The organism is Parafrankia colletiae (genome assembly GCF_001854655.1).
GTDB lineage: Bacteria > Actinomycetota > Actinomycetes > Frankiales > Frankiaceae > Parafrankia > Parafrankia colletiae.
In genome coordinates, this window is sequence record NZ_MBLM01000117.1 from 39,918 (window position 1) to 65,880 (window position 25,963).

At 72.2% G+C, this 25,963-nt stretch carries 22 protein-coding genes, 1 tRNA gene and 3 pseudogenes; 12 read left to right on the forward strand and 14 right to left on the reverse strand.

What is annotated here, in order from left to right:
- Nucleotides 1-398 precede the first annotated feature (398 nt).
- Nucleotides 399-2,603, forward strand: a complete 2,205-nt coding sequence (locus CC117_RS15990) for an MMPL family transporter (protein WP_071084925.1) — start codon at nucleotides 399-401, stop codon at nucleotides 2,601-2,603.
- Nucleotides 2,604-2,709: 106 nt separating this feature from the next.
- Nucleotides 2,710-6,036, forward strand: a complete 3,327-nt coding sequence (locus CC117_RS15995) for an ATP-binding protein (protein ID WP_084132209.1) — start codon at nucleotides 2,710-2,712, stop codon at nucleotides 6,034-6,036.
- A gap of 77 nt (nucleotides 6,037-6,113) precedes the next feature.
- Here CC117_RS15995 and CC117_RS16000 read toward each other — a convergent pair whose 3' ends face one another.
- Nucleotides 6,114-7,052, reverse strand: a complete 939-nt coding sequence (locus tag CC117_RS16000; protein WP_071084927.1) for a LysR family transcriptional regulator — start codon at nucleotides 7,050-7,052, stop codon at nucleotides 6,114-6,116.
- A 104-nt stretch (nucleotides 7,053-7,156) separates the two neighbouring features.
- On the opposite strand from CC117_RS16000, the gene CC117_RS16005 reads away from it, so the two are divergent.
- Nucleotides 7,157-8,365, forward strand: coding sequence for an MFS transporter (locus CC117_RS16005; protein WP_071085025.1), 1,209 nt, complete (start codon nucleotides 7,157-7,159; stop codon nucleotides 8,363-8,365).
- Nucleotides 8,366-8,400: 35 nt separating this feature from the next.
- On the opposite strand, the pseudogene CC117_RS39075 reads toward CC117_RS16005, so the two are convergent.
- Nucleotides 8,401-8,790, reverse strand: a pseudogene (locus CC117_RS39075) (Mur ligase family protein); the annotation flags it as partial.
- On the opposite strand from CC117_RS39075, the pseudogene CC117_RS40130 reads away from it, so the two are divergent.
- A pseudogene (locus CC117_RS40130) lies at nucleotides 8,785-8,883 on the forward strand (response regulator transcription factor); the annotation flags it as partial. The pseudogenes CC117_RS39075 and CC117_RS40130 overlap by 6 nt on opposite strands.
- Nucleotides 8,870-9,375: pseudogene (locus tag CC117_RS39085) on the forward strand (sensor histidine kinase); the annotation flags it as partial. The pseudogenes CC117_RS40130 and CC117_RS39085, both read left to right, overlap by 14 nt.
- A 468-nt stretch (nucleotides 9,376-9,843) precedes the next feature.
- Here CC117_RS39085 and CC117_RS16020 read toward each other — a convergent pair.
- From CC117_RS16020 to CC117_RS16060, 9 genes are all read right to left on the reverse strand, one after another.
- Nucleotides 9,844-10,368 carry an acyl-CoA dehydrogenase family protein gene (locus tag CC117_RS16020; RefSeq protein ID WP_071084931.1) on the reverse strand — a complete coding sequence of 175 codons (525 nt, stop codon included), beginning with the start codon at nucleotides 10,366-10,368 and terminating at the stop codon, nucleotides 9,844-9,846.
- A gap of 238 nt (nucleotides 10,369-10,606) precedes the next feature.
- A tRNA-Ala gene (locus tag CC117_RS16025) sits at nucleotides 10,607-10,680 on the reverse strand.
- Nucleotides 10,681-10,757: 77 nt separating this feature from the next.
- Entirely contained in the window at nucleotides 10,758-11,420 is a 663-nt protein-coding gene (locus CC117_RS16030) for a hypothetical protein (RefSeq protein ID WP_071084933.1), read from the reverse strand.
- 777 nt (nucleotides 11,421-12,197) lie between these two features.
- Complete coding sequence (locus CC117_RS16035; protein ID WP_071084935.1) at nucleotides 12,198-14,201, reverse strand: gephyrin-like molybdotransferase receptor GlpR; 2,004 nt, start codon at nucleotides 14,199-14,201, stop codon at nucleotides 12,198-12,200.
- A 634-nt stretch (nucleotides 14,202-14,835) separates the two neighbouring features.
- Entirely contained in the window at nucleotides 14,836-15,468 is a 633-nt protein-coding gene (locus tag CC117_RS16040; protein ID WP_071084938.1) for a GNAT family N-acetyltransferase, read from the reverse strand.
- Nucleotides 15,465-16,088, reverse strand: coding sequence for a MogA/MoaB family molybdenum cofactor biosynthesis protein (locus CC117_RS16045; protein ID WP_071084939.1), 624 nt, complete (start codon nucleotides 16,086-16,088; stop codon nucleotides 15,465-15,467). Before CC117_RS16045 ends, CC117_RS16040 begins: the two co-directional genes overlap by 4 nt.
- Complete coding sequence (gene moaC, locus CC117_RS16050) at nucleotides 16,085-16,576, reverse strand: cyclic pyranopterin monophosphate synthase MoaC (RefSeq protein WP_071084941.1); 492 nt, start codon at nucleotides 16,574-16,576, stop codon at nucleotides 16,085-16,087. Before moaC ends, CC117_RS16045 begins: the two co-directional genes overlap by 4 nt.
- Nucleotides 16,573-17,889, reverse strand: a complete 1,317-nt coding sequence (locus tag CC117_RS16055) for a molybdopterin molybdotransferase MoeA (protein ID WP_071084943.1) — start codon at nucleotides 17,887-17,889, stop codon at nucleotides 16,573-16,575. Before CC117_RS16055 ends, moaC begins: the two co-directional genes overlap by 4 nt.
- Nucleotides 17,890-18,390: 501 nt before the next feature.
- Entirely contained in the window at nucleotides 18,391-19,530 is a 1,140-nt protein-coding gene (locus tag CC117_RS16060; RefSeq protein ID WP_071084945.1) for a UTP--glucose-1-phosphate uridylyltransferase, read from the reverse strand.
- Between the two features lie 542 nt (nucleotides 19,531-20,072).
- Between CC117_RS16060 and CC117_RS16065 the strand changes: the two genes are divergently transcribed.
- Both CC117_RS16065 and CC117_RS40555 read left to right on the forward strand, forming a co-directional pair.
- Nucleotides 20,073-20,894, forward strand: coding sequence for a 5-formyltetrahydrofolate cyclo-ligase (locus CC117_RS16065; protein WP_241830147.1), 822 nt, complete (start codon nucleotides 20,073-20,075; stop codon nucleotides 20,892-20,894).
- Nucleotides 20,895-20,985: 91 nt separating this feature from the next.
- Nucleotides 20,986-21,345, forward strand: a complete 360-nt coding sequence (locus CC117_RS40555; RefSeq protein ID WP_084132211.1) for an FmdB family zinc ribbon protein — start codon at nucleotides 20,986-20,988, stop codon at nucleotides 21,343-21,345.
- Nucleotides 21,346-22,086: 741 nt separating this feature from the next.
- Here CC117_RS40555 and CC117_RS16075 read toward each other — a convergent pair.
- Complete coding sequence (locus tag CC117_RS16075) at nucleotides 22,087-22,317, reverse strand: hypothetical protein (protein WP_198541876.1); 231 nt, start codon at nucleotides 22,315-22,317, stop codon at nucleotides 22,087-22,089.
- 641 nt (nucleotides 22,318-22,958) lie between these two features.
- On the opposite strand from CC117_RS16075, the gene CC117_RS38155 reads away from it, so the two are divergent.
- Nucleotides 22,959-23,105 (forward strand): hypothetical protein, encoded by a 147-nt coding sequence (locus CC117_RS38155; RefSeq protein WP_198541875.1) that lies wholly within the window; start codon nucleotides 22,959-22,961, stop codon nucleotides 23,103-23,105.
- A 26-nt stretch (nucleotides 23,106-23,131) separates the two neighbouring features.
- Here the strand turns inward: CC117_RS38155 and CC117_RS16085 are convergent, their stop codons facing one another.
- Nucleotides 23,132-23,335 (reverse strand): hypothetical protein, encoded by a 204-nt coding sequence (locus tag CC117_RS16085; protein ID WP_071084953.1) that lies wholly within the window; start codon nucleotides 23,333-23,335, stop codon nucleotides 23,132-23,134.
- 99 nt (nucleotides 23,336-23,434) lie between these two features.
- On the opposite strand from CC117_RS16085, the gene CC117_RS39105 reads away from it, so the two are divergent.
- The 4 genes from CC117_RS39105 to CC117_RS39805 all read left to right on the forward strand — a co-directional run bounded on the left by CC117_RS39105 (nucleotide 23,435) and on the right by CC117_RS39805 (nucleotide 25,372).
- The gene (locus CC117_RS39105) at nucleotides 23,435-23,665 is read left to right on the forward strand and encodes an amidase family protein (RefSeq protein WP_241830156.1); all 231 of its coding nucleotides are present in this window, start codon (nucleotides 23,435-23,437) and stop codon (nucleotides 23,663-23,665) included.
- Between the two features lie 12 nt (nucleotides 23,666-23,677).
- Complete coding sequence (locus CC117_RS39110) at nucleotides 23,678-24,106, forward strand: hypothetical protein (RefSeq protein WP_071084954.1); 429 nt, start codon at nucleotides 23,678-23,680, stop codon at nucleotides 24,104-24,106.
- Between the two features lie 197 nt (nucleotides 24,107-24,303).
- Complete coding sequence (locus CC117_RS16095) at nucleotides 24,304-24,864, forward strand: STAS domain-containing protein (RefSeq protein ID WP_071084956.1); 561 nt, start codon at nucleotides 24,304-24,306, stop codon at nucleotides 24,862-24,864.
- Nucleotides 24,865-24,982: 118 nt separating this feature from the next.
- Nucleotides 24,983-25,372, forward strand: a complete 390-nt coding sequence (locus CC117_RS39805) for a metal-sensitive transcriptional regulator (protein ID WP_084132213.1) — start codon at nucleotides 24,983-24,985, stop codon at nucleotides 25,370-25,372.
- 35 nt (nucleotides 25,373-25,407) lie between these two features.
- Here the strand turns inward: CC117_RS39805 and CC117_RS16105 are convergent, their stop codons facing one another.
- On the reverse strand, nucleotides 25,408-25,914 hold the full coding sequence (locus CC117_RS16105) for a MarR family winged helix-turn-helix transcriptional regulator (RefSeq protein WP_071084958.1): 507 nt from the start codon (nucleotides 25,912-25,914) through the stop codon (nucleotides 25,408-25,410).
- Nucleotides 25,915-25,963: the final 49 nt, after the last annotated feature.

Genomic DNA, 25,963 nt, shown 5'->3' on the forward strand with positions numbered 1-25,963 from the left:
GCGACAAACCCCCGGTGCCACTCCTCGAACCCTGCCGGCCCGAGTTCGTCCAGGCGCCCGGGTCGTGCCTCAGGTCCACGCACGGTCCGATGCTGGCCAGTAACAAGCAGGTATGGACGGATGTGTCGGCTTTGCGTCGCCGGGCTGTCGACGGGCCGGACCCGGACCCGGAGCCCGCAGCACGAAGCCCGGCGGGCCGTCCGGAGCGACGGCGGATCCACAAAGTGTCCACTTGCCATCAAGAGAACCGATCTACCGTTCGTTCCTGCCATCACCGATTTCCGATCACCGGCACCGGCACCGGCACCGGTGGCGCTGGCGCTGGCGCTGGCCCGCGCAAAGAGGTTTCCGACCCGTCCCGCGATCACGAGTCGCGCAGAATGCCCAGGAGGGCCGTGATGTTCGAGCGACTGGGGCGGGCGATGTTCCGCCGCCGGTGGCAGGTCATCGGCCTGGCCGTGGCCTTCGTCGCCTTCGGCGGCATCTGGGGTACGCAGGTCTTCGGCTCGCTGACCACGGGCGGGTTCGACGACCCGGCCAGCGAGAGCGCCCGGGCACTCGACCGCGCCGAGGAGGCACTCGGCCGGACAGGCAACGACCTGGTCGTGCTCTACCGCAGCCCGGACGGGACGGTCGACGACCCGGCGTTCCGGCAGGCCGTGACCGAAACCCTGGATGCGCTCCCGAAGGACGTCGTGACCAGGGCGATCACCTACTGGGTTACGAACAGCCCCGCCCTGGTCAGCGAGGACCGGCGCTCCACCTACGCCGTCCTCACCATGGCCGGTGACGAGCCCGAGCGCGTCGAGGCRCTGAAGGAGATCGACGACGACCTGGCCGCCCCAGGCCTCGACACGAAGCTCGGCGGCATCACAGCGGTCAGCCGTGACATCGGCGAGCGGGTGGCGTCGGACATCGCCCGCGCCGAGACGCTCTCCGTACCGGTGCTACTCGTCCTGCTGGTGGTCGTCTTCGGTGGCGTGGCCGCGGCGAGCCTGCCGCTCGTGCTCGGTGGCCTGGCCATCCTCGGCGCCTTCACCGCGCTGCGGGGGCTGAGCTACCTGACCGACGTCTCGGTCTTCTCGATCAACGTGGTGACGATCCTCGGGCTCGGCCTGGCGATCGACTACGGCCTGTTCATGACCGGGCGGTTCCGGGAGGAGATCGCCCGCGGGCTGGGCGTCGAGGACGCGATCGCCCGCACGATGGCGACCGCCGGCCACACCGTCGCGGTCTCCGGCGTCACCGTCGCGGTCTCGCTGTCCGCGTTGCTGATCTTCCCGATGACCTTCCTGCGCTCGATGGGTTTCGGCGGCCTGTCCGCGGTCGTGATCGCCATGGCGGCAGCGCTGACCGTGCTGCCCGCCCTGCTCGGCGTCCTGGGCCACCGGGTGGATGCGCTCTCCCTGCGGCGGTCGCGCCGCGGGCCACGACCCGCGGTTCCCACGACGGACGGGACGGACGGGACGGACGGGGCCGACCACGGGTTCTGGTACCGCCTCGCGCACAGCATCATGCGGCGACCGGTGATCTACGTGGTCGGGGTGCTCGCGGTCCTGCTGCTGGCCGGCTCGCCGTTCCTGCGCGTCGAGTTCGGCGGTGTCGACCCCAGAGTGCTTCCGGCGGGCACCGAGAGCCGGGTGGTCTCCGAGATCGTCGACCGGGACTTCGTCCGGAACAGCCAGCTGCCGATCGAGGCGATCGTAACGACGTCCGGCGGGGCCGGTCTGGAGCGGTACGTCGCCGCGGTCCGCGACATCGGCCGGGTGACCGGCGCCGACGTCACCAGCCAGGCCGGCGACGTCGCCCGGGTCACCATCAGCTACGAGGGCGACCCGATCTCGGCGCAGGCGCGGGAGCTGGTGACCCGGGTCCGGGACATCCCGGCACCGCCCGGCGGCGAGGTGCTGGTGGGCGGTTTCACCGCGGAGCTGGCCGACCAGCTCGGCACCACCGCCGACCTGCTGCCCTGGATGGCGCTGATCATCGTCGGCGCGACGTTCGTCCTGCTGTTCCTCGCCTTCGGTTCGGTCGTGCTGCCGATCAAGGCGATCGCGATGAACGTGCTGTCACTCGGCGCCTCCTTCGGCGCGCTGGTCCTGATCTTCCAGGACGGCCATCTCTCCGGCCTGCTGAACTTCACCCCCACCGGGACACTGGAGGCGACCCAGCCGATCCTCGTGCTCGCGATCGTGTTCGGCCTTTCGACGGACTACGAGGTGTTCCTGATGTCCCGGATTCGCGAGGTGTATGACCGGACCGGCGACAACGCCACAGCGGTCGCGGTCGGGCTGCAGCGCAGCGGCCGGATCATCACCAGCGCCGCGGTGCTCATCCTGGTCGTGATCGGACTGTTCTCGATCTCCGGGATCACCTTCATCAAGCTGATCGGAGTGGCAATGATCATCGCCGTGCTGGTGGACGCGACGATCGTGCGGGCGCTGCTCGTTCCGGCCACGATGCGCCTGCTCGGGAACCTGAACTGGTGGGCCCCGGCGCCGATGCGGCGTTTCCACGCCCGCCACGGCCTGCGCGAGGGTGCGGACCTGCCCCCGCCAACAGCTGATCTCCGCCCCGAGCCGGCCGGCGCACAGACCGACTGATCGGCCCTCGGCGCCGCCCGTCAGACCGCGCTGCACACGGTGCGAGGGAGGCGGGCGCCAGGCAACCGGTAATCCGTCCTCATCACATCGGGAGTGGGAACCAGGCGTGGCCGGGTCATTGCCTCCTGTCCGTGCCGGCAGCTACGAACGGCAGCCCTCCGGCGGACATCTGCGCCTCCAGATCCTCGRCCCGCTGCGGCTGTGGCGGGGCGGCRTCGAGCTGGATTCCGGGCCCCGGCAACAGGCCTACCTGCTCGCTCTGCTCCTCGCCCGCGCCGRCCGGCCGACAAGCACGCGCGAGCTGATCGATCTGATCTGGGACGACGACGTCCCGGCCTCGGCGCGCAACATCCTCCAGAAGTACGTGGGCGCGCTGCGGCGGCTGCTGGAGCCGACGCTGCCTGCTCGCGGAACCGGCACGTACCTGCAGCGCCGCGGCAGCGGTTACCTGTTCGCGGCCGCTCCCGGCATGCTGGACGTCGTCACCTTCCGGGAGCTCGTCCAGGCGGCCGAGGCCTGCCTGACCCGGCAGCGCGTCGATGAGGCGCTCGACTGCTATGTACAGGCACTGGAGCTCTGGCACGGCCCGGCGGGTGACGGGCTGGCGCACGGATCGACCACGATCTCGATCTTCGCCGCCCTGAACGACGAGTTCCTCGACGCGTGCGTGACCGCGGCCGAGCTCGCGGTGACGCGGGGCAGGCCCGAGCGCGTGCTCCAACCCCTGCGCCTGGCCGCCTGGATGGCACCGCTCCATGAGGCGGTGCAGGCGAGCCTCGTCTTCACTCTTGCCGCCGCCGGCCAGCAGGCGGACGCGCTGTCGGTGTTCGGTACGGTCCGCGCCCGGCTCGCCGACGAGCTCGGCATCGATCCCGGACCCGCGTTGCGAGCCGCGCACCTGCGGGTCCTGGGCCAGCCTCCGGCATCCGCAGCGGGGCCGGCGGGGACGGCGACGATCGGTGCGGAGGAGGGCTCGCCGGCCGGGTCGGCCGGGCCTGCCAGGCCGGCGGCGCTGCCCGTGCTCATCGGCCGAGCCGAGGAGGAGGCGCCCTGCGCACAGCCACGCACACCTGCCCTCGGGACTCCCCCCACCGACGGTCTGATCGGTCGAGCCGAGGAGCTCGCGGTCCTGCGCCGCGCGGTGAACTCCGCGTTCGCCGCCGGCACAGGCCTCATCCTCGTCGAGGGCGAACCGGGGGCGGGCAAGACCTGCCTGCTGGAGGAGGCCGGTACCGAGGCGGACCGGCGCGGCGCGCTGGTGGTCTGGGGCCGCTGCCTCGAGGGCGACGGGACGCCGTCCATGTGGCCGTGGGTGGAGGCTGTCGGCGCCGTCCTCGCCGGCCTGCCGGCAGCGGCACGGGAGGAGTGGCACGCCGGCGAGCTCGGCCGACTGGTGGAGCCGCGTGGCGGCGTCCTCGCCGGGCCGGTCCTGCCGGACAGCGGCGCCCAGTTCCGCCTGTTCGAAGGGGTGGTCGCGCTCGTCGGTCAGGTCTCGACGCGGCGGCCGGTGGTACTCGTCGTCGACGACCTCCAGTGGGCCGACGCCGCCTCGTTGCAGATGTTCGGTCACCTGGCGGCCCGGCTGCCGGTCGGAACGGTGATCATCGGCGCGCTCCGCGACCGCGGGTCCGTGGCCGGGTCGGAACTGGCGCGGATGCTCGCCACGGCGAGCCGGCTGCCCCGTCACCGCCGGATCCGGCTCGGCCCTCTCGATCCGGCCGAGGTCGCCGAACTCGTCCGCCGCGAGACCGGTCAGGTCCCCGGCTTCGGCGTGGTGCACAGCATTCACGCCCGCACCGCGGGCAACCCCTTCTTCGTCCGGGAGCTGTCCCGCTTTCTCGCCGACGGCGGCGTTCTGACCGAGGACGCCGCGGCGCGAGCCGGTGTGCCGTCCACCGTGCGGGATGTCGTCCGCGACCGGATGGCCGGCCTCGACGACGACGCCCGGGGCCTGCTGCAGATCGCCGCGCTGATCGGCCGGGACGTCGACCTCGGCCTGCTCGCCTGCGCAGCCGACCTCGACGTCCGGACCTGCATCGATCGCCTTGAGCCGCTGGAGGCGCTCGGCCTGCTCGAGCCCCGGCCCGGCGACCCGTTCTCGTTCCGTTTCGCGCACGACCTCGTCCGTGAGTCGGTCGTTCGGACGACGCCGCCGCCCCGCGTGACCCGGCTCCACCTGCGTGTCGCTGACGCACTGGAGCGCTCCAACGCGGACGGCGAGTCAGTCGTCGAACGCCTCGCCCACCATCTGTGGGCCGCCGGCCCGCTCACGGACCCGGCCCGCAGTGCGGGTGCGCTGGAACGCGCCGGGCGCCGCGCGGCGGGCAAGTCCGCGTTCGAGGCCGCCGCCCGGCAACTGGAGGCGGCCGCGCAGGTCGCGCGGACAGCGGGCCTGGCGGAGCTGGAGCTTTCCGCCCTGTCGCAGCTCACCGCCGTCGTCGGCATGCGGTCCGGGTACGTCGGCTCGGCGGCCGACCTGCTGGAGCGCGCCGAGCAGGTGGCGCGCAGCCTCGGCCGGGATCGGGCGGCCGCCGACTTCCTCTTCTCCCGCTGGGCCGCACACTCCCAGGGCATCCAGCTCGACCGCAGCGGCCGGCTGGCGCGCCGGCTGCTCGAGCTGGGCGAGGCGTCCACCGACCCGGTGGTGCGCGCCTACGGCCGGCACGCCTGGGGCATCCACCAGTGGGATGTCGGCAACATCGGCGAGTCGTTCCGCTACCTGAGCCAGTCGAACTCGACCATGCGCGACGACCTCGCCCAGCGCGAGGAGGACCCGCTCCGGCACGACCTGCAGCTCCTCTCGCCTGTGATGCTCGCGCTGATGACCGCGCTGCACGGTGACGTGGACGGCGCGCAGGCACAGCTCGACGGCCTGGAAGCCGCCGCGGGCGACGACTCCTACGAGGTCACGGTCTGGGCCGCCTTCGCGGTCACGGCAGCGGCGCTTGCCGACGACCCGGCCGGGGCGCTCCGCGCGGCGCAGCGGGGAATCGCGGTCGACCCGGAGCACACCTTCGTCTTCCTCGGCAGCTACCCGCGGCTGGCCCGGTGCTGGGCGCGGGCCGTGACCGGCGAGGACCCGGTCGGCTCGGCGGCGGCCGCCCAGGGGATCATCGCCGCGACCCTGCTCGACCCGCCCCGGTCGGGCCTGGCCACCTGGTACGGACTGCTCGCCGAGATGTGGCTGGCGGCCGGCATGCCCGCCGAGGCCGCCGCCGCCCTCGACCGGGCCGACTCGTCCCTCGACACCCACGGCCAGYGCTACCCCGAGGGCCTGATACTCCTGTTGCGGGCGCGGCTGATGGCGGCCCGTGGGGAGCCGGCCGCGGTCGTTCGGGCCGCCGCCGAACGGGCTCGCACGCTGTCACTCGAGCGCGAGGCCCACCTGTTCGCCCACCGCGCCGAGAAGCTGCTGGCCGGGCTGGCGGACTGACCTGCCCCGGGCCCCGGGCCCCGGCCCACGCCCCCGCCCGGGCCGGCTCGGCGTGTCGGGCGCGGAAGCACCGCCGCCTACCGGGGCAGGCCCCACTCGGGTGCCCAGATGTCAGCGTCGGGCCGGCCGACTCGTGTGGAGGCAAGGTAATCGACAAGGGTGCCGAGGACGGGATGGGCATTGTCCCGGTGCCAGACCAACGAGTGCGGGTAGACCGGGGTCGGGCTACGGACGGGGATTCGGCGCAGGTCGTAGTGGTCGGGCCACAGGTACCTGGTGTGCTCGCCGGCAAGGTTCGCGAGCGTCGAGGACTCGGCGAGCACGTCGAGGAGGTGCTCGGTGCCGAAATGGGGGCCGACCCGCTCGATCGTGAGCCCGAACGCCTCGGCGAGGTCGTCGTAGTAGAGGTCCCATTCGCTTCCCCGGAGCATGCCCGGCATCCAGATCCGCTGCCCGACGAGGTCCTCGAGCGTCACCGAGCGGGCGCCGGCCAGCGGGTGGGCCGGCCCCACCAGCAGCTGGTGAGCGTCGTCAACAGCTGACATCGCCTCGACTCCCGGGGGCAGCCGCGAAGCCGGGGAGCCTACTGCCCGGAACGAGGCGTCGATGGTCCCCGCCTGGATCGCGGCGATGGCAGCCTGGGCGCTGTCGACGATGGTCACGAGGTCAAGCTCGACGTCGGGATGGGCCCGGTGGAAGTCACGCAGCACCGCGGACGGCGCTGTCCGGTAACTGAGTACGTCGACGCGGAGGGCACGGCGCCCCGGCCGCACCGAGTTCGCGGCCCGCTGTTCGACCCGCAGCAGTTCGCGCGCGTGCGGGAGGAACGCCTGGCCGTCGAGGGTGAGCCGAGCCCCGCCCGCGGTACGGGTGAACAGCCGCACACCGAGATCGCTCTCCAGCGTGGCGAGACGTTTCGACACGGCCTGCTGGCTGATGCCGAGGTGGGTGGCGGCGAGCTGGAACTGCCCTTCCTCGGCGACGACGACAAACGCCCGAACCGCTTCCAGATTCACGTCACCTTCATCCCGCACACAACCAATAGTTGTCCATGGCCACCAGGTAGTTGTTTGATAGGAAGAAATTACACCGATTCAATCGGCACGTGCACACCCACTGGTTGACGCGACGCCCACTGGGCCGGCGGTTCGGCTGGCTGTGGACGGCCTATGCGATCAGCGCCTACGGCTCCGGGCTCGGGTTCGGCGCGCTCCCGCTGATCGCCGTAGTGGTCCTGCAGGCCAGCCCGGCCCAGGTCTCGGCACTGTCCGCCGTGGGGCCGGCAGTGGGCGCCCTGATCGCGGTGCCGCTCGCGCCCTGGGTGGAGTTCCACCGCAGGCGGCCGGTGATGATCGCGATGGATCTGACCCGGTTCGCGGTCATGGCGACGATCCCGGCCGCCTATGCCTTCGACCTGCTCGGCTTCCGCCAGCTGCTCGCCGTCTCGGCCGTGGTCGCGGCGACCAGGATCGCCTTCAACGCGGCGAGCGGCGCCTGTCTGAGAGACCTTGTCAGGCCGGATGACCTGCTCGTCGCGAACGCTCGGTTCGAGTCCACCACCTGGAGCTCCATCGCGGTCGGACCGCCTCTGGGCGGTGCGGCGATCGGCCTGTTCGGGCCGATCACCACGGTGTTGGCCGACGCGCTCAGCTACCTGTTCTCCGCGCTGGCCATCACCGCGATTCGCGGCCGCGAGGAACAGCCACCGAAAGCCGACAGGAACCGGGTCCGAGCCGGGGATCTCCTCGACGGCTGGCAGCACCTTCTTTCCCATCCCGCCCTGCGGGCGCTCTACCTCAACAACATGCTCGTCGCCGGGCTGATCATGGCCACCGAGCCGCTGCTGGCCGTGCTCCTCCTCCGCCAGCATGGCTTCCCACCCTGGCAGTACGGCCTCGCCTTCGCCGCGCCCTGTCTCGGCGGACTCGTCGGCTCCCGCCTGGCCCGGCGTGCTGTGGACCGCTACGGCCAGCACCAGGTCCTGCGAACCGCCGGCACGCTGCGCGCCGTCGGGCTGATCGGCCTGGCCTTCGTCCGCCCCGGTGTCGCCGGCCTCCTCATCGTCATCACCGTCGAGCTGACGATCATCATCGGCATGAGCCTGTACAACCCGGTACTCGCCACCTACCGGCTCGAACACACCCCCGGGCCGCGCATCGCCCGTACCCTCTCGGCCTGGTCGATCGGCCAGCAGGCCTCCATCGCCGTCCTCACCGCGCTCGGGGGGCTGCTCGCCGACATCACCAGCCCGCACACCGCTCTCACCGTTGCGGGGCTACTCATCCTTGCCAGCCCGCTGCTGTTGCCGCGGCGCGACGGCATCTTCTGACTCGTCCCGCCGAACTACGCGAGCGCGGCGGCGACCTCGTCGAGGTGGGCATGGCCGACGGCGAGGACGACGGCGAGGACGACGGCGATGTCGGGCGCGACCAGGCCGGTGAGCTCGGCGATGTCGCCGACGTGGCGAGCTCCCATCTCGAGCACAAGGAACCGGGTCGCCGCGTCGGCGCGCAGCATGGTGAGCGGCACGCCGAGCTCGTTGTTGAGCGAGCCGATCGTGGCGATCGTCGGCGCGGCGCTCGACAGCACCGCTGCCAGCAGGTCCTTGGTGCTGGTCTTGCCCTGGGAGCCGGTCAGCCCGAAGACGGTCAGCCCGTCGCGCAGCCGGGCCACGACGTGGGCGGCGAGCGTCTGCAGCGCGGCCTGGGCGTCCTCGACGACGACGGTGGGCAGCGGCGTGGGCCGGGAGCCGAGGGCGGTGTAGTCAGCGCCGAAGAGCTGCTGGCGCGGGCCTGGGATGAGAACGCAGACCCTTTCACCAATGCCGTGCGCATCACGGTCACTGCTCCTGCTCAGCCGCGCCGACCAGCGGTCCTTCGCCCGGGAACACGTCGACCTGTCCCTCATAGCGGAAGAGGCCACCGAAACGCTCCTCCCCTTCACAGAAAAGCGCGACATCACCATCGAGACCGCCGGCGACATGACCCCCACCATCGACTCACACGCCCTCCTGCTGCAGTTGACCACGAACCTCGTACACAACGCGATAGTCCACAATCTGCCCGACCAGGGCAACGTGTTGGTCACGACCCGCGTTCACCTCGACGGTGTGYTGATCACCGTCGAGAACACCGGCGAGAAACTCACCCCGCAGTTGGTGTCCACGCTTGGCGAGYCGTTTCTTCGCGGCACCAGACGCATACGCACCGACCACGCAGGTTTCGGCCTCGGCCTGGCAATCGCCAAAAGCATCACCCAGGCACACGACGGAACCCTCTCCCTCGCCTTCCGGGCCACCGGGGTCTACGCGTCACAGTGCAACTTCCTGCCGCGCCACCACGCACCAGCTGGCATCGGCACGGCGGATCCGCACCCGCCACTGGCCCGACTCCCCGACTGTCACACTCGCCCACGGCGACGCCAGACCCACAGCGGACAGACAAAACGCCGCCCGGGACTTCACCGGACGGCGCATTGCTAACTGAGACACAGAGAAACCATGATCAAGATTCGAACATGGCAACTCCGGCGGAGCTGAGGGGATGGACCTTGAACCCCAATCTTGCCCGCTACCTGCGGGAACGCGGAGAACCCAGGCGAGCCGACAGCAGAAAGTAACGTTCAAACTTCGGACAGTGTAGGGTTCGCTGCGAAAGTTCCCTGGTGGGTCCTCCACGTCTCGCGGCTCGCCTATCAGCCTCCGCGGCGGCTCTGAGAGCCTCCGGCCATGTTGCTGCGCGCGCTGTTGTGAAAGCTGACCGATCCGGAATGCGGACGGAGAAGTTATTTTCTCCGAACCGGCAATCTCTACTTCCGACATTCCTTGACGGCCGCTGCGATCTGCCGGGAGGCCTGGGCGGGCGTGAGGTGCGTGGTGTCGACGACCTCGGCGGCGTTGTGCAACCAGGTGCGGGCTGCCTCGGCGTAGGGCTCAAGGTGRCCGAGGCGGAACGGGGAGACAGCATGCTCGCCCAGGATGCGCCCGCGGATGACGTCCTGGTCGGCATGGAGGACGAAGTGCCGAACCGGTATGTCATGGTGCGCGAGGCCCGTGCTGATCTCGCGCCAGTACTGCTCAACCAGGACCGTCATCGGCATCACCAGGATGCCGCCGGTGTAGTCGAGCACGCGCCGGGCAGTCTCGACGACGAGCGGACGCCACGGCGGCCAGTGCTGGAAGTTGTCCGTCGCGGGCAGCCCCGGCGAGATGTCCATGAGCGTCTCGCCCACCTTCTCGGCGTCGAACACCCGTGAGTCCGGAATCAGCTGCTGTACGAGGGCGCTGGTCGTCGTCTTGCCTACACCGTGGGTGCCGTTGAGCCATACGATCACGGCGCCGGATGCTACCGCTGCGGGCCGCACCGTTCTGCCCGCTCCGCCCCGGACAGCTCACTCGCCGAGCGATCACAGTGTTACCGATCGCCAACTCAGCTGCCCGCCACATGTGCCGGACCCCTGCCACCAAGCCAGACCCACGCCGGCCGGACAGGGGGATCGGGGGTCGCCCCCGGAAAACACCGCGGCCCGCCGCGAAGCTGACCAAGGTCAGCAAGCACGACGGGCCAGCTCGTGGAGGTGAGGGGACTCGAACCCCTGGCCTCCTCCGTGCGAGGGAGGCGCTCTACCAGGCTGAGCTACACCCCCTGGAAGCAACTGAAGCTTACAGGACGCCGACAGCAGACGGGTGACCGCCCCCGGGTCGTTGCGGACGATCCTGTCGGTCACGGGCGGGCGGCGGCCCCGGTGCTGTCTCGCGACGTCTGCCGCACCGTCCCGGCGGTCGCTGTGGCGAGGGCTGCGTACGTCCGCAACGGGCGGATCGCGGCGTCGGGTACCGGCGTCGCCAGGTCGACCGGCTGGGGCAGGTGGGAGCCGGGCGGACGAGGCGTTACGGACCGGGTGTGGGGCTGGCGGGGTCTGGGTGGTCGTGAGGCCTCACCGGCAGCCGTGGCCAGGCCGGCGGCCACCAGCATGGTGTCGAAGATGGCGGCTGCCTCCGCTGCGGGGAGCAGCCCGGCTTCGTGGTTTCGCCAGCCGAGGGTCTCGGCCCCGTCCAGCACGATCTCGGTGTCGGGCTCGGGATCGGCGCCGGCCGCGACGAAGACCAGGCGGCCGCCGGCGGGGATCTCGCGGTCCCGCAACGGCCGGTTCTCCCACAGCTCCAGCGACTCCTCGGGGGACCAGCTCTCGTCCCGCAGCGGGGTCTGCCAGGCGGCCCGCCCCGGCCGGTAGACGTGGAGGCGGATGCGCACGCCGCGGCAGCGGAAGTGCAGGCCGGTGCCGTCGTGGGCGACGGCTCTCATGTCGACGGGGATGCCGCTGCTCGCCGGGCACGTGACGAATCCCCGGTCCCGGAGCCGGGCGAGCCATGATTCGAACGTCAAGGCGGGGTCTCTCCTCCTGCCGCGGGCCGCTCCGCCCGGCGCCGCCACTGCCCCGGCCGGCCACCGAAACGGGCCCGGACGGAGGACGGGGCGGGGGCACCGGGCGCGGGCGGGCCCCGACGGCACGACATCGGGACGCACGGACGCGCCAAGGACCGAACGCGCTGAGATACGGGCGGAGCTCACGGCGAGCGGTGCTCGGCACCGCGCAGCTCCGGGACGGCACGTGATCACGTCTCCGGCGACGGCCGGCGCGACCCGGCTGGCTTCAGCCTGGGCGCTGGTCCGCTGGGCGGAACGTGATCCGGAGGCCCCTCACGCCCTTGCCCGACCGACGGAATCCGTCCGGGCGACGCCGGGCGGCCGATCTAGGCGGAACGCGGCGTCAACGGGCGCGAGGGCAGGGACAACACCGCGGACAGGCAGCCGTCAGCTCCAGACACCGGAAGCCGGTGGAGGAAGCGGACTGCAAGCGGAGTGTCACCCGACCATTATGCACGCGGACACGACCGCCAGGCGCCAGACGCCGGGCACCCGACACCCCGCATGATCACCGTCGTTGCCTCCACCTGGGGTGCCCCGACTCGGGGTCCGCTGACCGACCTGACTGTGACGAGAGTCATGTAGTCGGGTACAGCCGGACGGGGTGAGTCAGGTGGGTGAGCGACGCGGGCCCGGCGGTGGGCCGGACGGGTGGTTGACGCGGCCGACGGGCGGGACGGACGAGTGATCGGCGTGTGGCGGGCGTCGGAAGGTGGGGTCGGCTGCGACCGTCCGTCAGCTGCCGACCGCGTGGCGGCGCAGCAGCGTCTCCAGCTCGTCCGGGGCCTGCTCCTGGGCCGCTGGCTTCCCGGTCTCGGCCGCGGGTGTGGCAGTGGCCTCGGTGGCAGCGGGCTGGATCAGGCCGCCGTGCGTGCCGGGCGGATGAACCTGGACGCGCCCGGGGCGCGAGGTGTTCGGGCGGGCCCCGGGCCGCGGCACGGGGCGGGCCGCACCGCCGGGGCGGTAGGTGCTCCCGCCGGTGGCGGCGGGAGCGGTCCCGTTCCCGCCGCTCTCTGCCCCGCTCTGCGCGCCGGCGGCGTACTCGTAGTAGGCGGCCTGCTCGACGTCGCCAGCCTGCCCTGCGTACCCGGCGTGGTCCTGCACCGCGTATCCGGCCTGCTCTGCGTGGGCAGCCGGCCCGGCCGGCTCGACGTACTCGGCCTGCGCTGCGTACTCGGCCTGCTCGACGTACTCGGCCTGCGCTGCGTACTCGGCCTGCTCGACGTACTCGGCCTGCGCTGCGTACTCGGCCTGCGCTACGTGGTCCGCGACGAGGTCGGCTTCGGCGGTGTACTCGACGGGGTCCGCCCGGACGTACTCGACGTACTCGACCCGGCCCATGTGGTCGCCGTGTCCGGGGTGCTCGCCGTACTCCGCGTAGGCGGTGCGCAGCACCGTCTCACCGGTGTAGGGGTCACCCGCCTCCGGCTGGGGGACGGCCACCGCCCCCGAGCCGTCGCCGGCGGCATCCCCGTAGCCAGCCTCGGCGTAGCCAGCAGCATCCGCGTAGTCCGCCGCTGCGTAGCCAGCTGCCAGGTAGCCGCCGGCGGCTGCGTGGTCGGACTCGTCGTAGCCGGTGTCCTCCTCGTAGCCGATGTCCCCGTCGTGCTGGGTGCCGATGGCGTAGCCGCCGTCCGCGGCGGCGTCGTGGTGGTCGAGCGGGTCGTGGTGGGGGGCGCTGTCATCGTCCGCGTCCTCCTCCGCCGAACCGGCGTCGTAGGAGGCAGCGGCCCCCTGGGAGCGGTCGACGAGGGCGCTGAGGTCGACGGTCTCGGCACGGGCGTGGGCGAGGTCCTCGGCGGTCAGGCTCTCGTCCGTGCCGTCGGAGGAGAGCCGCACCGGCTCGTACTCGGCACCGCGGCTCGTCCCGCCGGTGCCGGACCGCGGCGCACCGTGGCCGCCGCCGGACCAGCCACGGATGCCCCCGCGGGCCCGGGCGGCCCGGTCGGCGGCGATGCGGCGGTCCAGCGCGGCTCTGGAGCGCACCAGCCGGCGGTGGACCTGGGCGGACCGGCGCAGGTGCAGCATGTAGCCGGCTGTCGCGACGTCCATGATGATCTGCACGACGATCCACATGCCGCCGAGGGTGGCGGCGAGGATGGCGCTGACCGGCAGCGCGACGAGAAGCATCAGCAGCCGCTGCCGACGCAGCCGGACGAGCCCCGCGTGCTCGGCCTGCACCGCGCGGACGGCCCGCTCGGCGGAGACGTTATGGAGGGCTCCGGACCTCGGCCCGAGCAGGCGGGGGGACTCCCCTGGCTCCTCGTAGGCGCCCGTCTCGTCGGACTCTCCGGCCGGCGCCGGCGCGGACGTCCCGGCTGCCGGTGGCACCGGCGCCGCGGCACGCGACTGGGCGGTCTCCGGCGCAGAGCTCACCGGGCCCACGGCGGATCCGTCAGCCCCGGCCTGCCCGTCGGCGGCCGAGACCCCGGAATCCGCGAGACCGCGGGATTCCGGCTGGCTGGCGGCGCCGTCCAGCCCGCCGCCCGGTCGTTCACCGGAGCGCGAATGCGCCATCCCTGTAGCCTCCTGTGGCCCCATCGCCGGGCCCTCCGACGGGGCCCGGGTCAGCGGGCTCATCCCGCCGCGCTGGGAACCGCGCCGGGAGAGCACCCGCATGGCGGCGGAGAAGCGGTCCGCGGACCGCTGTTCCACCGCGGAGTCATGGTGACGTAGCCACATCGGGATGAGGACGAAGCCCCAGACAGCGACGATCGCGAGCCAGATGATCGCACTCACACGGTCACTCTCCGCAATGCCGTCAGGGCGTCGTCTGGTGGTCGGACGTCCTGCGGGCGACGCACATCGGCACCGGTGCCGGCGGGGCAACTCGCCGGGTGGCAGGCAAGAGGGGATCTGGTCCCCGCCCGCCCGCCGCGAACCAGGCGCGGACCAGACGCGCCGGGCGCGGGATGCGCGAGCGAGCGGACCATCTCCGAGGCCTCTTCTCGATGTCGTCGTTTACGATTTCGTGCTCGACGCTAGTGAGCGGAATGCGTGCGGTCACCGACCGGAACCCCGCGTGTCGCACTCGTCAGCGAGGTTCGCCGGCCGGCTGACTACTGTCAATGCGAGGGGGCACCGATCCGGGCCAGGCGATATCACCACCCCGCCCGCATGACCACAACCACGAACACCCAACACCGGGCAGCCAGGTCGCCAGGGCGTTCTCGTCAGCCCTGGAGCATGCAGAGGCTTACCGAAGCCCGGGCGTTGTTGAAGGGAAGTGGCGCCGGAGGGCGTCCGGGAGAAGCCCCGACGGCTGCCCGGACGGTACGGAGCACGGTCCGAGGACTGGTCACGGCGGGACCATCGGCACCCGCCGGTCGGACGCAGGCCCCGCCCGCGTGACGCTTCCCGAGCCTCGGGAGCTTCAGGGGTGGRCTGAACGGGCGAGGTTCCAGCGCGCCAGCAATCCGTCGGGGACGTCCTCGGTCGTCAGCGCGTAGCAGATATGGTCGCGGTACTCGCCGTCGATCGCGAGATATCTGCGGTGCAGGCCCTCCTCGCGGAAGCCGAGCTTCACCAGCATCCGGCGGCTCGCCGCGTTCTCCGGCCGCRCGTTCGCCTCCAGCCGGTGCAGGCCCACCGGCCCGAAACAGTGGTCGGTGACGAGGRCCAGCGCGGTCGGGGCGATGCCCTGCCCGGCGTGTGCTCCGTCGATCCAGTAACCGACGTGGCCGCTGTTGAAGGCGCCGCGCACGACCGTGGAGACGGTGAGCTGCCCCACCAGGCGGCCGTCGAAGGCGATGACGAAACCCAGCGCCGAGCCGGCCCGGGACTGCGCCCGCAGCCGGTGCATCATCCGCGCGTAGACGCCGACGGTCTGGCGCTCGTCCCAGGTCGCTCGGATGGGCGGTGACCCGGGCCGGGTGGCCTCCCAGGGTGCGAGCCAGTCCGCGTTTCGGGTGCGGACCTCGACCCAGGCTCCGGCGTCGCGCAGCCGCATGGGACGGACGACGACGTCGTCGTGACGCAGAACCGCCGGCCAGCCGGGAGCGCTCACCCGGCACCATCCCCCGCCGCGGAAGCCGGCCCGGAAGGGAGGAGGTGCCCGGCGCCGGAGCGGCTCGGGCCAGCGTGGCTCGGGTCCGAGTGGCTCGGAGCGGCGTGGCTCGGGTCGGCGTGGTTGGTGTCGCCGCGCAGCTGGGCGATCGCGTGCGCGATGACCGGGGTGAGCACACCGATGCCGTCCCGGACACCGCCGGTCGAGCCGGGCAGGTTCACAACGAGCGTGGCCCCCACGGTGCCGGCCAGGCCGCGGGAGAGGACCGCGGTCGGCACCTTGTCCCGCCCGGCGGCACGCAGTGCCTCGGCCAGGCCGGGCAGCTCCCGCTCGAGCAGCCCGCGGGTGGCCTCCGGTGTGACGTCCCGGGGCCCGAGCCCGGTGCCGCCCGTGGTGACCACCAGGTCGGTGCCGGCGTCCGCGGCGGCGCGGATCACCGAGGTGATCTCGGCCCGCTCGTCCGGGACGATGACCGCGGCGGGCACATCGAAACCGAGCTCGGCCAGCGCCTCCACGAGCAGCGGCCCGGAGCGGTCCGGGTAGACGCCGCGGTGGGCCCGGTCGGAGACGGTGACCACCAGTGCCCGGGCGCCGGCCGGCGGCGCCGGCTGGCCGGTCACCGGTCCCCGCCGCCGCGGTGCCAGTCCCCCGTCTTCCCTCCGGTCTTGGCGACGACCCGTACACCGGTGAGCTCGGCCTCCGGATCGACGGCCTTGATCATGTCGTGCAGCGTCAGGCCGGCGACGGCGACGGCGGTGAGGGCCTCCATCTCCACCCCGGTCCGGTCCGTGGTGCGCACGGTGGCGGTGATGTCCACACCGTCGTCCAGCACAGTCAGCTCGACCTTCACTCCGGAGACCGCGATCGGGTGGCAGAGCGGGACGAGGTCCGGGGTGCGCTTGGCCCCCATGATCCCGGCGATGCGGGCGACGGCCAGCGCGTCTCCCTTGGGGACCCCCTCGCCGCGCAGCAGTTCGATGACGGCCGGCGTGGTCAGCAGCCGGCCCGCGGCGGTGGCCGTGCGCGTCGTCACGTCCTTGGCGGAGACATCCACCATCCGGGCCGCGCCCCGCTCGTCGACATGGGTGAGCCGCGTCTGGTCGGTCACCCGAGGCCCTCACCGGGGCGCGCCCCGCCCGGGTGGAAGCTGTCGCCCTCCTGGGCGCCGGCGCCGGGCCCGGCCCATTCGGGGTCGGGCAGCAGCAGCGCGGGCAGCCTGGTGCCTGCGGACACCTCGGTGACCTCCTCGGGTACGACGAGCAACGCGTGGGCCRACGCCAGGCCCGACAGCTGGTGAGCGCCCTGCCCGCCAGCGGACGTCGCGACCAGTTGGCCGGAGTCGTCGCGCTCAAGGCGGACCCGGGGAAAGGTACGCTTTCCCGACGGCGAACGCATCGCTTCACCCACCGTCACGGTGACCGCGCCGGGGTGTGTATCCCCCACAAGGCCGGTTTCCGGTTTGCCGGTGGCCTTCCACGGCACCTGGGCGGCCAGGGGGGTGACACGGGGTACAAGCCCACGCATCCGCCGCAGTGCGGGGCGGACGAAAAGTTCGAAGGACACCAGGGCACTCACCGGGTTCCCGGGCAGCGTGAACACGGGCACGCCGTTCATGACCCCGAATCCCTGCGGTTTGCCGGGCTGCATCGCGATGGGCTCGAACCGCATGTCCGCGTACCTGCTCAGTACCTGCTTGACGACATCCCGGTCACCGACGCTGATCCCGCCGGTCGTGACGACGACGTCCGTGCTCTTCAGCAGCACCTCGAACGCGGCGGCGAACTCGTCGGGGTCGTCGGAGACGCCGTCGACCCGGCGGACGATCGCCCCCGCCTCGTGCGCGGCGGCAGCGATCGCGTGGCTGTTCGAGTCGACGATCTGCCCGGGGCCGAGCGGGGTGCCGACCTCGACGAGCTCGCTCCCCGTGGACAGGACGGCCACCCGGGGTCGGGGGTGGACGGCTGGTCGGGCGACGTTCACCGCGGCCAGCAGACCGATCTGCGCGGCGCCCAGCACCGTGCCGGCGGCGAGGACGAGGTTGCCGGGGGCGATGTCCTCGCCGGCGCGGCGGACGTGCAGCCCGCGCCGGGGGGCCTGGTGGATCCGCACGGTCCCGGTGCCGCCGTCGGTCCACTCGAGCTGGACGATCGTGTCGGCGCCGGCCGGGAGCGGGGCCCCGGTCATGATCCGCGCGACGGTGCCCGCGAGGAGCGGTCCCGGCCGCACCGGTCCAGCCATGATCTCGTCGGAGACGGTCATCGTCACCGGGACGGCCTCGCTCGCGGCCGCCACCTCGGCGGCGCGCGCCGCATAGCCGTCCATCGCCGAGTTGTCGAACCCGGGCACAGCGACTGTTGCCCGGACGTCGGCAGCCAGCAYGCATCCGTGCGCCTCCCGGAGCACGGTCCGGCGCGGGGCCATTGGTACGATTGCGTCCAGAATGTCCGAAGCGTGCTGGTCTACCGTTTTCACGTGCACCGTCCGTTCTTTGCACTTCTGTTCTGGCCGGTCGTCCTTCGCGTCAGCGGTGAGCGGGACAGCAGGACATGACGGCTGCCGGGATGGGCTCCGCCAGCCGTTCACCCAAGGGGCATTTCCCGGCCCTGGTCAGACGCCGGGCAGGCGCTCTTCCAGGGCCCCACACAATTGCGCACGAAGATGCCCGACCAGTCTGCCCGCCCGTGGCAATGCTCTCCGGCAAGGGTCCTCCGGAACGCCGTCCCGATCGCATATCCGGAAGTGCGTGGTCACGTCTTGTCAACACCTGCTGGTCACGGCCCGTCAGCACCTCCTCAGCCCCCCGACATCGCCCGCGCGAAACCGGTGTGGACCATGCCCGGCCCGGCCCGCTGCCGTGGCCCGCGGGCGGCAGGTGGGCCCGCGGGCAGGCGGGACATCGTCAGGCCTCGAACCCGGGACGTCTCAGGCCTCGGCCTTGGGGCCGCCGGCGGCCACGTACTCCTCCAGCCACGGGTAGAAGTCGGGTCCCAGGTCCTGGCGCTCACTGGCCAGCCGGACGATCGCCTTGAGGTAGTCGAGCCGGTCCCCGGTGTCGTAGCGGCGGCCGGTGAACACGACGCCGTGCACGGGCACGGCCGCGTCCGGGTCGTCGCCGGCCTGCTCCGCCAACATCCGCAGGGCGTCGGTGAGCTGGATCTCGTCGCCCCTGCCAGGCGGCGTCGACCGAAGAACGTCGAAGATCTCCGGCGGCAGCACGTAGCGCCCGATGATGGCCAGATTGCTCGGTGCCTCGTGCACCGGCGGCTTCTCGACCAGGTCTGTGATGCGAACCGTCCGGTAACGGGCGGACGACCGGCCAGCCGGGTCCACCGACTCCTCGGGACCACGCGGCTCCGCAAGGTGCGGCTCCGCCAGGTGCAGCGGAGATGCGGGGCCGCCCGCGGCCAGGTCCGCCAGGCCGGTCGGGTCCACGAGGCCGGTCGTACCGGCGATGCTGCCCAAGCCGGCGATGCTGCCCGAGCCGGCGATGCTGCCCGAGCCGGCGGTGCCCGTCGGGTCCGCCCCGACGGTGCCCGCGGCGATCGTGGCCACGCCGTACATGGAGACAGCCTCTTCGGGCACCTCCATCAGTGCCACCACCGCGCCGCCGTACCGCGCCTGCACCGCCAGCATCTCGACCAGCAACGGGTCACGTTCGTCGATGAGGTCGTCGCCGAGCAGGACCGCGAACGCCTCGTCGCCCACGTGCGCGGCAGCGCAGAGCACGGCATGGCCCAGCCCCCGCGGCGACGGCTGGCGCACGGAGTGGACCTCTGCCAGCTCCGTGGACGCGCGGACCCGCTGAAGGCGGGTTTTGTCCCCTTTGCGCTCAAGTGCCGCCTCCACTTCGGCCTCTCGGTCGAAGTGGTCCTCGATGGCCTTCTTCGAACGGCTCGTGACCAGCAGGACGTCCCGGAGACCAGCTCGTGACGCCTCCTCGACGACGTATTCGATCGCCGGTCTGTCGACGACAGGTAGCATCTCTTTGGGAACCGACTTCGTCGCGGGCAGGAACCGGGTTCCCAGACCCGCGGCGGGAATGACCGCCTTCGTCACCAGCATGGGCGAAACCTTAGTCCGCCAGGCGGTGCCGGAGCACCACGGCACCGGTGCGCTGGGCGTGCCCAACAAACCACGCGTCGATCGGGCCAAAGCCCGTCCTGACGCCCGTCCCGTGCACTCGTCTCGGCACCCCTCCTGTCATCGCGCCGGCTCGGCGCGGGGTGGAGGTAGTCGGCGCCGGGGCCTCGCCAGCCGATCCACCCCCCACCATCGAGGGGTCCGCTCACCACGCTGCGTGCTCGGCTGGAGGGTTCTCGCCGACAACATCCGGCACCGCGGTCACCCGTCCGCACTCGGTACGTCACGCTCACCGGACGCCCACCGACACGTCTGGGCGGGGCCGGCGGGTCAGCGTCGAGCAGGCCCCCACGTACGGGTCGATCACGGTACCGTGAGGCCTTCGCCAGTGGAGATGTCACGCCGATGGCGCCCGGGCGGATCATCATCGGCCGCCCGGACACGCGCGGAAGCGGGGGCACCCAAGGGCTCGGGTGACGGGGCCGGCCGGCCCCGGGCGACCGATGCCCGTGCGGAGGGTGGGGATGGCTGTGACCGGAGGTACCGTCACCGGCAGTGACGTGGTGGGCCGGTCCGGCTCGGAGCAGAACGCGCCGGGCTCCGCCGCCGGCGCGGCCTCCCTCGGCGTGCCCGTCCTGGGCACGGGGCATCTCGGCACGCCGYCTCTCGACGCATCCTCCGCCGGCGGCTCCGCCTCGGGCACGTCCTCCGCCGGGGCTTCCTCCGTGGGAGCGACCTTCATCACGGCATCCTCCCCGGGGGCGTCCGCCGCCGGAGCAGCGGAGGAACGACCACGACCCAAGATCGCGCTGCGCAGGCGGCTGCTCGCGCTGCGCCGGGCAGGCGTCCTGCCGGATCCGGCGGTCCTGACCGAGCGGGTGCTGGCACTGCCCGAGGTGGCCCGGGCCACCTGCGTGGCGGCCTACGTCGGCATGACCGACGAACCGGACACGACCGAACTGCTGGCCCGGCTGCGGGCCCGAGGCGTACGGGTCCTGTTGCCGGTCGTGCGGGCAGACCTCGATCTGGACTTCCGCGAGTTCGGGGGCACCCTGGTGCCCGGCGCCATGGGCACCCGCGAACCACCGCCGAGCGCCACCCACGTGGAGCTCGGGGAGGCGCAGGTGATCATCGTCCCCGCCCTTGCCGCGGACGAGGCCGGGAACCGTCTGGGCCGCGGGGGCGGCTCGTACGACCGTGCCCTGACCAGGACGGCCCCCGCCACTCCGGTGATCGCCCTGCTCCACGACCGGGAGATCCTCGGCGACGTGCCGGCGGAGGCCCACGACAGGCGCGTGACGATCATTGTCACGCAGTCCAGAACCGTCCGCCCGGCCTCGCTGTGACCCCCGAGCCGGCATTCCGGAAGCCATCAGGCGCTCTCAGGCGTTAGAGTTGGCAGTCCCTACCGCCGAGTGCCAACTTCGGGAGGAGTCCGTGCCGACCTACCAGTACCGCTGCACAGCCTGCGGGCATGATCTTGAGGCCGTGCAGAGCTTCAGTGACGCGGCACTGACCGAGTGTCCTGCTTGCACGGGCCAGCTTCGGAAGGTGTTCAGCTCCGTAGGCCTCGTCTTCAAGGGCAGCGGTTTCTACAAGACCGACAGCCGTTCGGGATCCTCCTCGGGAGTCCCGGCCCGGCCCAAGGAGTCGTCGACGAGTTCGTCCGACGGCGACTCGTCCAGCAAGAGCTCCGCGTCYACCGAGAGCGGCACGTCCGGCGGCACGTCGAGTTCGACGGYGTCGTCCGACAGCAGCTCGTCGACGAGCGCGGCGTCCAGCACCGCGGCGGCCTGACCGGGCGCTCAGGCTCCCGGCACGTCACTCCAGCCCCCGGCCACACGGTTCCACGGCCGGGGGCTGTGCCGTGCCCGGGGCACCCTGCCAAGCCGCCTCGTCGCCGGGCTCACCCTGCCGCCTGGTCACGACCAGCTCCAGCCGGCCGACATCGCTCCAGTGCTCCGCCCCCAGCCCGCCCGCCACGCTTCCGCCGACGCGTGTCGCTCCCGCCGGCTCCGCCGACGCCTGCCATCTTTTTCCGTGCTCCGCGGGCCCGGCACTGATGCTGCTCCGGCACCGCCGAACACCGCCAGCCGAGCACACCGCCTCGTCATTCCGCGCCGCGGACCAGCGCGGACACAGAAGGCGATTGACTCAATGAATCTCCCTGTTGCACTTCTCCATGCAATTGCATGAGGGAGAAGGGAAGTGACGTGCCAGCTGGGCGGACCTGGGATCGGTTCCCACTGGACCACCGCGCCTACCGGCCGCACCTCCAGAGCACGCTAACGCGCCCAGCACACAGCAGGACCCGAATACCGTCAACTTACGGGATCGGAACGGTTTCCTCCGCCTGGAGCAGACCGAAACCCCGCACAGCCAGCACCTGCCGACCGGGTATCGGGCGCATTGCCCGTTTCGCGTTCCGCTCGCCGGGGCACTCGGAAGCCCACGCCTGCAGCACATCCGGATCGCCCGGGGAGCCCGGGCCGACTCGGCCGATCGGAGCCGCAGCACCCCTACCCCCGGGAGGGCGCTCTACTGTTTGCGTCGGCGATAGTGCTCCACGATCCACGCGTCGACCTCACGCTTGCRCCAAACTCTGGTGCCTTTGGCGCCGCTGCCGGCCGGGGCGTTGATGACCTGCAGAGGCTCGGGAAACTTGGAGTCCTTGCGGGTCCAGTAGTCCACGGCCTGTCGCGTGATCTTGAGTTGGAACGCGATGTCCCCGATGCCCACCAACTGCTCACCGTCGTCCACGACGAACATCGTAACCACTTTGCTCTTGCTCAAGAACCTCGCTAGGGTCGTTTTTGCTTTCCGACAAATAATGGTGTGGAGGAAACCATGGCCGCAGCACCCGGCGGACACGACGAGATCGGCCAGCTCATTGACCGTGACGAGGCATACGACGAAGATCCGTGCGGAGACCCTCCGCTGCTGGTAGCGCGCTATCGGGCCTCGCTGCGCGCGGTCCTGGCGGCCAGGCCGGCGCAGCCCGACACACAGGCCCGAGCCTGGRCCGGCCAGGAGCACGAGGCCTATCTCGCCGGCGGCCGGGCGACCCTACGAACGGTCGTCGGCGCTGTGGCAGCGGCCCTCACGGAACATCCGCCGGGGCCCGCGCGAGTGGGTCGGCCCACCCAACCGGCGGCACGCGAGTAGAACCCGACCCGAACCCGAACCGAAGCCGGCACGGGCACGCGGGCAGCGACCCGAGCTGCACGATGCCCGTGTCGTCGCACTCTCCTGGCGGCGGGACGCCGGTAGATTGGCCGCCGCCGGCACCGGACGTGGCCCTCCCGGGCCGACGTCCGGCACGACCCGATGGACGGACCGACGGACCGACGGACGGCTTGTGAACAACTGCCCGCAGGGCAGAGGCCACCCGGCGATCGAAGGAGATCATCATGGGCCACACGCCGCTGCCCGGCGACGAGCTCCCCAGCGATGAGCGGGAGATCGGCTGGGGCGACGACATCCTGCTCGAGGACGATGCCGACACCGACCTCGCCCGATTCCTGGAGGACCTGCCGCCGCACCACGTCGACCGCTGACGGCGCCGGCGTCAGCCCCGTCGGCCTCAGCCCGCCGCCGTCGGCGCGGCGGGCCACCCGAGCCCCGCGGCCGCGGCCAGCAGCTCGGCGAACCGCGCGGGCGCGTCGAGGTGCGCCGCGTGGCCGCAGCCGGGTAGCACCCGCAGAGCGAACCCGAAGCGTGCACGCAGCACCGCCGCGGCGCGATGGCGCACCGGCGGCGACTGCTCGCCCACGGCTCGCCCGGGCACGGCAGGATGCCGCCCGGGGCGGCCCGCCCGCCCGACCTGCCCGCGCTGTCCGGCACGCGGTCGCCCTACGGGATCCCCCGCTCCCCGTTCGACCCACGGATGATCTCCGGCGGGTCGAGCTCGGGGTCGGGTGTGGCCGTCGCCGAGGGCCTGGTCACCTTCGCCGTCGGCACCGACACCGCCGGTTCGGGCCGGGCTGACGAACACGGTAGGGCTCAGACCCTTCCGGAGCTGGTCAGCACTCGGGGGTCGTGCCCACCTGCCGCTCGCTGGACTGCCCAAGTGTCTTCGCTCTCTCCCTCCCCGATGCACACCTTGTGCTGTCGGTGAGGAGCGGCTTCGATGAACATGATCCGTATTCGCGCCGGCAACCCGGCCGCGTCGCCGTTCCGTCCGGTTTCAGGGGGCCGGACGGAACGGGCCGGGCCACAGCGGCGGCGGCAGCGGCATCGACCTGCTGCCGCGGGCGGCGCCCAGCTGGTGGAGATCGACCTGGGGCCGTTCCCGGAGGCCGGCCGGCTGCCCTACGACGCGATGCTGGCCGACCCGATCCGGCTCAACGCCCGACTGGGGCGATACACGACGTTCGCCAACCTGCTGGACCTGGCGGCCGTCGCGGTCCCGACCAGGTTCGCCGCGGGGCTCCCGTTCGGGGTGACGCTGCTCGCCCCCGCAGGCCACTACGGCATCCTCGCCGGCCCGGCCGAGTTCCTGCACCGGAGCTCCGGCCTGCCGGTGGGCGCCGGGGCCCATCCGCTCCTGACCGCCTGAGCCGCGCCGGTCACGGCGTTGGCGGGCCGCCTCGAGCCGAAACCCGGTGCTGTGATGTGCGATACACCCGCTTGGACTAGAACACAAGGTGACCTTTGGCATTGGATTCGGTCACCGAAGGGAGCAATACTGATCGAGCCCCGCATCTGAGGTAACCCTCATGCGTCTGCCGTGACATCGCGCCCCTCGGAGGCGACGTGACGCTCACCATCGGCAAGGAAGCCGACACACTCACCAGCGCGGCCACGGCTACGGCTGTGTCCGCGCCTGCACTGCGCACACAGCCCCCGCCACGACCCGCCTGGACGTCCCGGCCGGACAGGGCGGACCGTGCTGACCGTGCTGACCGTGCTGACCGGCCAGCCCGGACGGCTCTGACCACCCGGACGACGCGCACGACCGGCGCCGAACACCGGGCCGTCGACGACCGCCGGCTGACCGCCGGGCCCCTCGCCACTCGCGTCGAGCTCCGGGAGGAAGGTGCCGTCATCAGCCTCAGCGGGCTGCTGGTTGCCGGTGCCATCGCTGCCGCACGCACCGCGGTGGACCGCGCGGCCGCCCTGGGGCCGCGGCAGATCATCGTCGACCTGGGTGGCGTGCGGGCGATCGACCCGTCCGGTGCGGTGCTGCTGGGCGCGATGAGCCGGCACGCGGCCCGCCGCGGCTGCCTGCTGCACCTGTGCAACGCCGGGCTCCCGGTTCGCCAGGCGCTGACCGACCGGGGAGTTCAGATCGAGGTGCCGAGCACCGCCGACTGACTCCGCCGCGCCCCGCGGCGGCCCCCGGCGGCCCCCGGCGGGCCGGCAGACCTCGACGGTCGCCCCCGATCGCACGTACCGTTAGGGGGTATTTCCGGGTCACGGCGCGGGGTGGGCGATGCGGGTGAAGGCCGAAGTCGACCAGACGGCCGAGGGCCGGTCCGGAAGCGAGCCGGCAGATGCCGGCGCCGCACCGCCGGAAACGCCCCAGCCCGGGCACGCCGCCGGGCACGGGTACAGCCCTGCCAAGGCGGAGTACACCGCCCGCCTGCGGCGGATCGAAGGCCAGGTCCGCGGCCTGCAGCGCATGGTCGACGAGGACAAGTACTGCATCGACATCCTCACCCAGGTTTCCGCGGCCACGCGGGCGCTGCAGTCCGTCGCGCTCGGCCTGCTCTCCGATCATCTGGCCCACTGTGTCGCGCAGGCCGTCGCCGAGGGCGGCCCCGCCGCCGACGAGAAGATCCGGGAGGCGACCGCGGCCATCGCCCGGCTCGTCCGCTCCTGAGGCAGCCGACGATGGTGGGCAGGCCGCCGCGCCGCCTACACGTTGGAGGCCTGGTCAGCGGCATCCTGGTCGCCACCGGCGCGCGGGCGGTCGTCGAGGGCCTGGACAAGGTGGCGCAGGGCCGGCAGCGCGGCGACGATCGCCGCCCGGTCCTCGTCGGCCAGAGCCTCCATGGCGGCACCGATCCGGCGCTCGTGGGCCTGCAGCCAGCCGGCGATCGCCTGCTCGCCGGCCGCGGTCAGCCGCAGGGCGGCGGCCCGCCGGTCGGCGGGGTCCCGCTCCCGCCGGACGAGCCCGGCCTCGGCAAGCTGCGCGACCAGGGTGGAGACGGAGTTCGGCGCCAGCCGCAGCAGCCCCGCGATCTCACCGACCCGGATACCGTCCCGTTCGGCCACGCACTGGAGCAGCTCCACCTGGGCCATCGGCAGCGACTCCCACGGGATGTCAGCCCGGACGCTGGTACGCAGCACCCGCCGCAGGCGTGTGACGACTTCGGTGAGGTTCGCCGCTGTCGCGACGGCGGCATCCTGATCGACGCTCATGACCGGAGAAGGTAGCGCGCGGCGAGGACGACCGGAGCACTGCTCAGGC

Bases quoted from the DNA above. Each gene is read 5' to 3' on its own strand.
- CC117_RS16060 (WP_071084945.1), bottom strand. From the start codon at position 19,530: ATGCTGGTGACGAAGGCGGTCATTCCCGCCGCGGGTCTGGGAACCCGG.
- CC117_RS38155 (WP_198541875.1), top strand. From the start codon at position 22,959: ATGGGCCACACGCCGCTGCCCGGCGACGAGCTCCCCAGCGATGAGCGG.
- CC117_RS39105 (WP_241830156.1), top strand. From the start codon at position 23,435: ATGATCTCCGGCGGGTCGAGCTCGGGGTCGGGTGTGGCCGTCGCCGAG.
- CC117_RS39110 (WP_071084954.1), top strand. From the start codon at position 23,678: ATGAACATGATCCGTATTCGCGCCGGCAACCCGGCCGCGTCGCCGTTC.
- CC117_RS39805 (WP_084132213.1), top strand. From the start codon at position 24,983: ATGCGGGTGAAGGCCGAAGTCGACCAGACGGCCGAGGGCCGGTCCGGA.
- CC117_RS16105 (WP_071084958.1), bottom strand. From the start codon at position 25,914: ATGAGCGTCGATCAGGATGCCGCCGTCGCGACAGCGGCGAACCTCACC.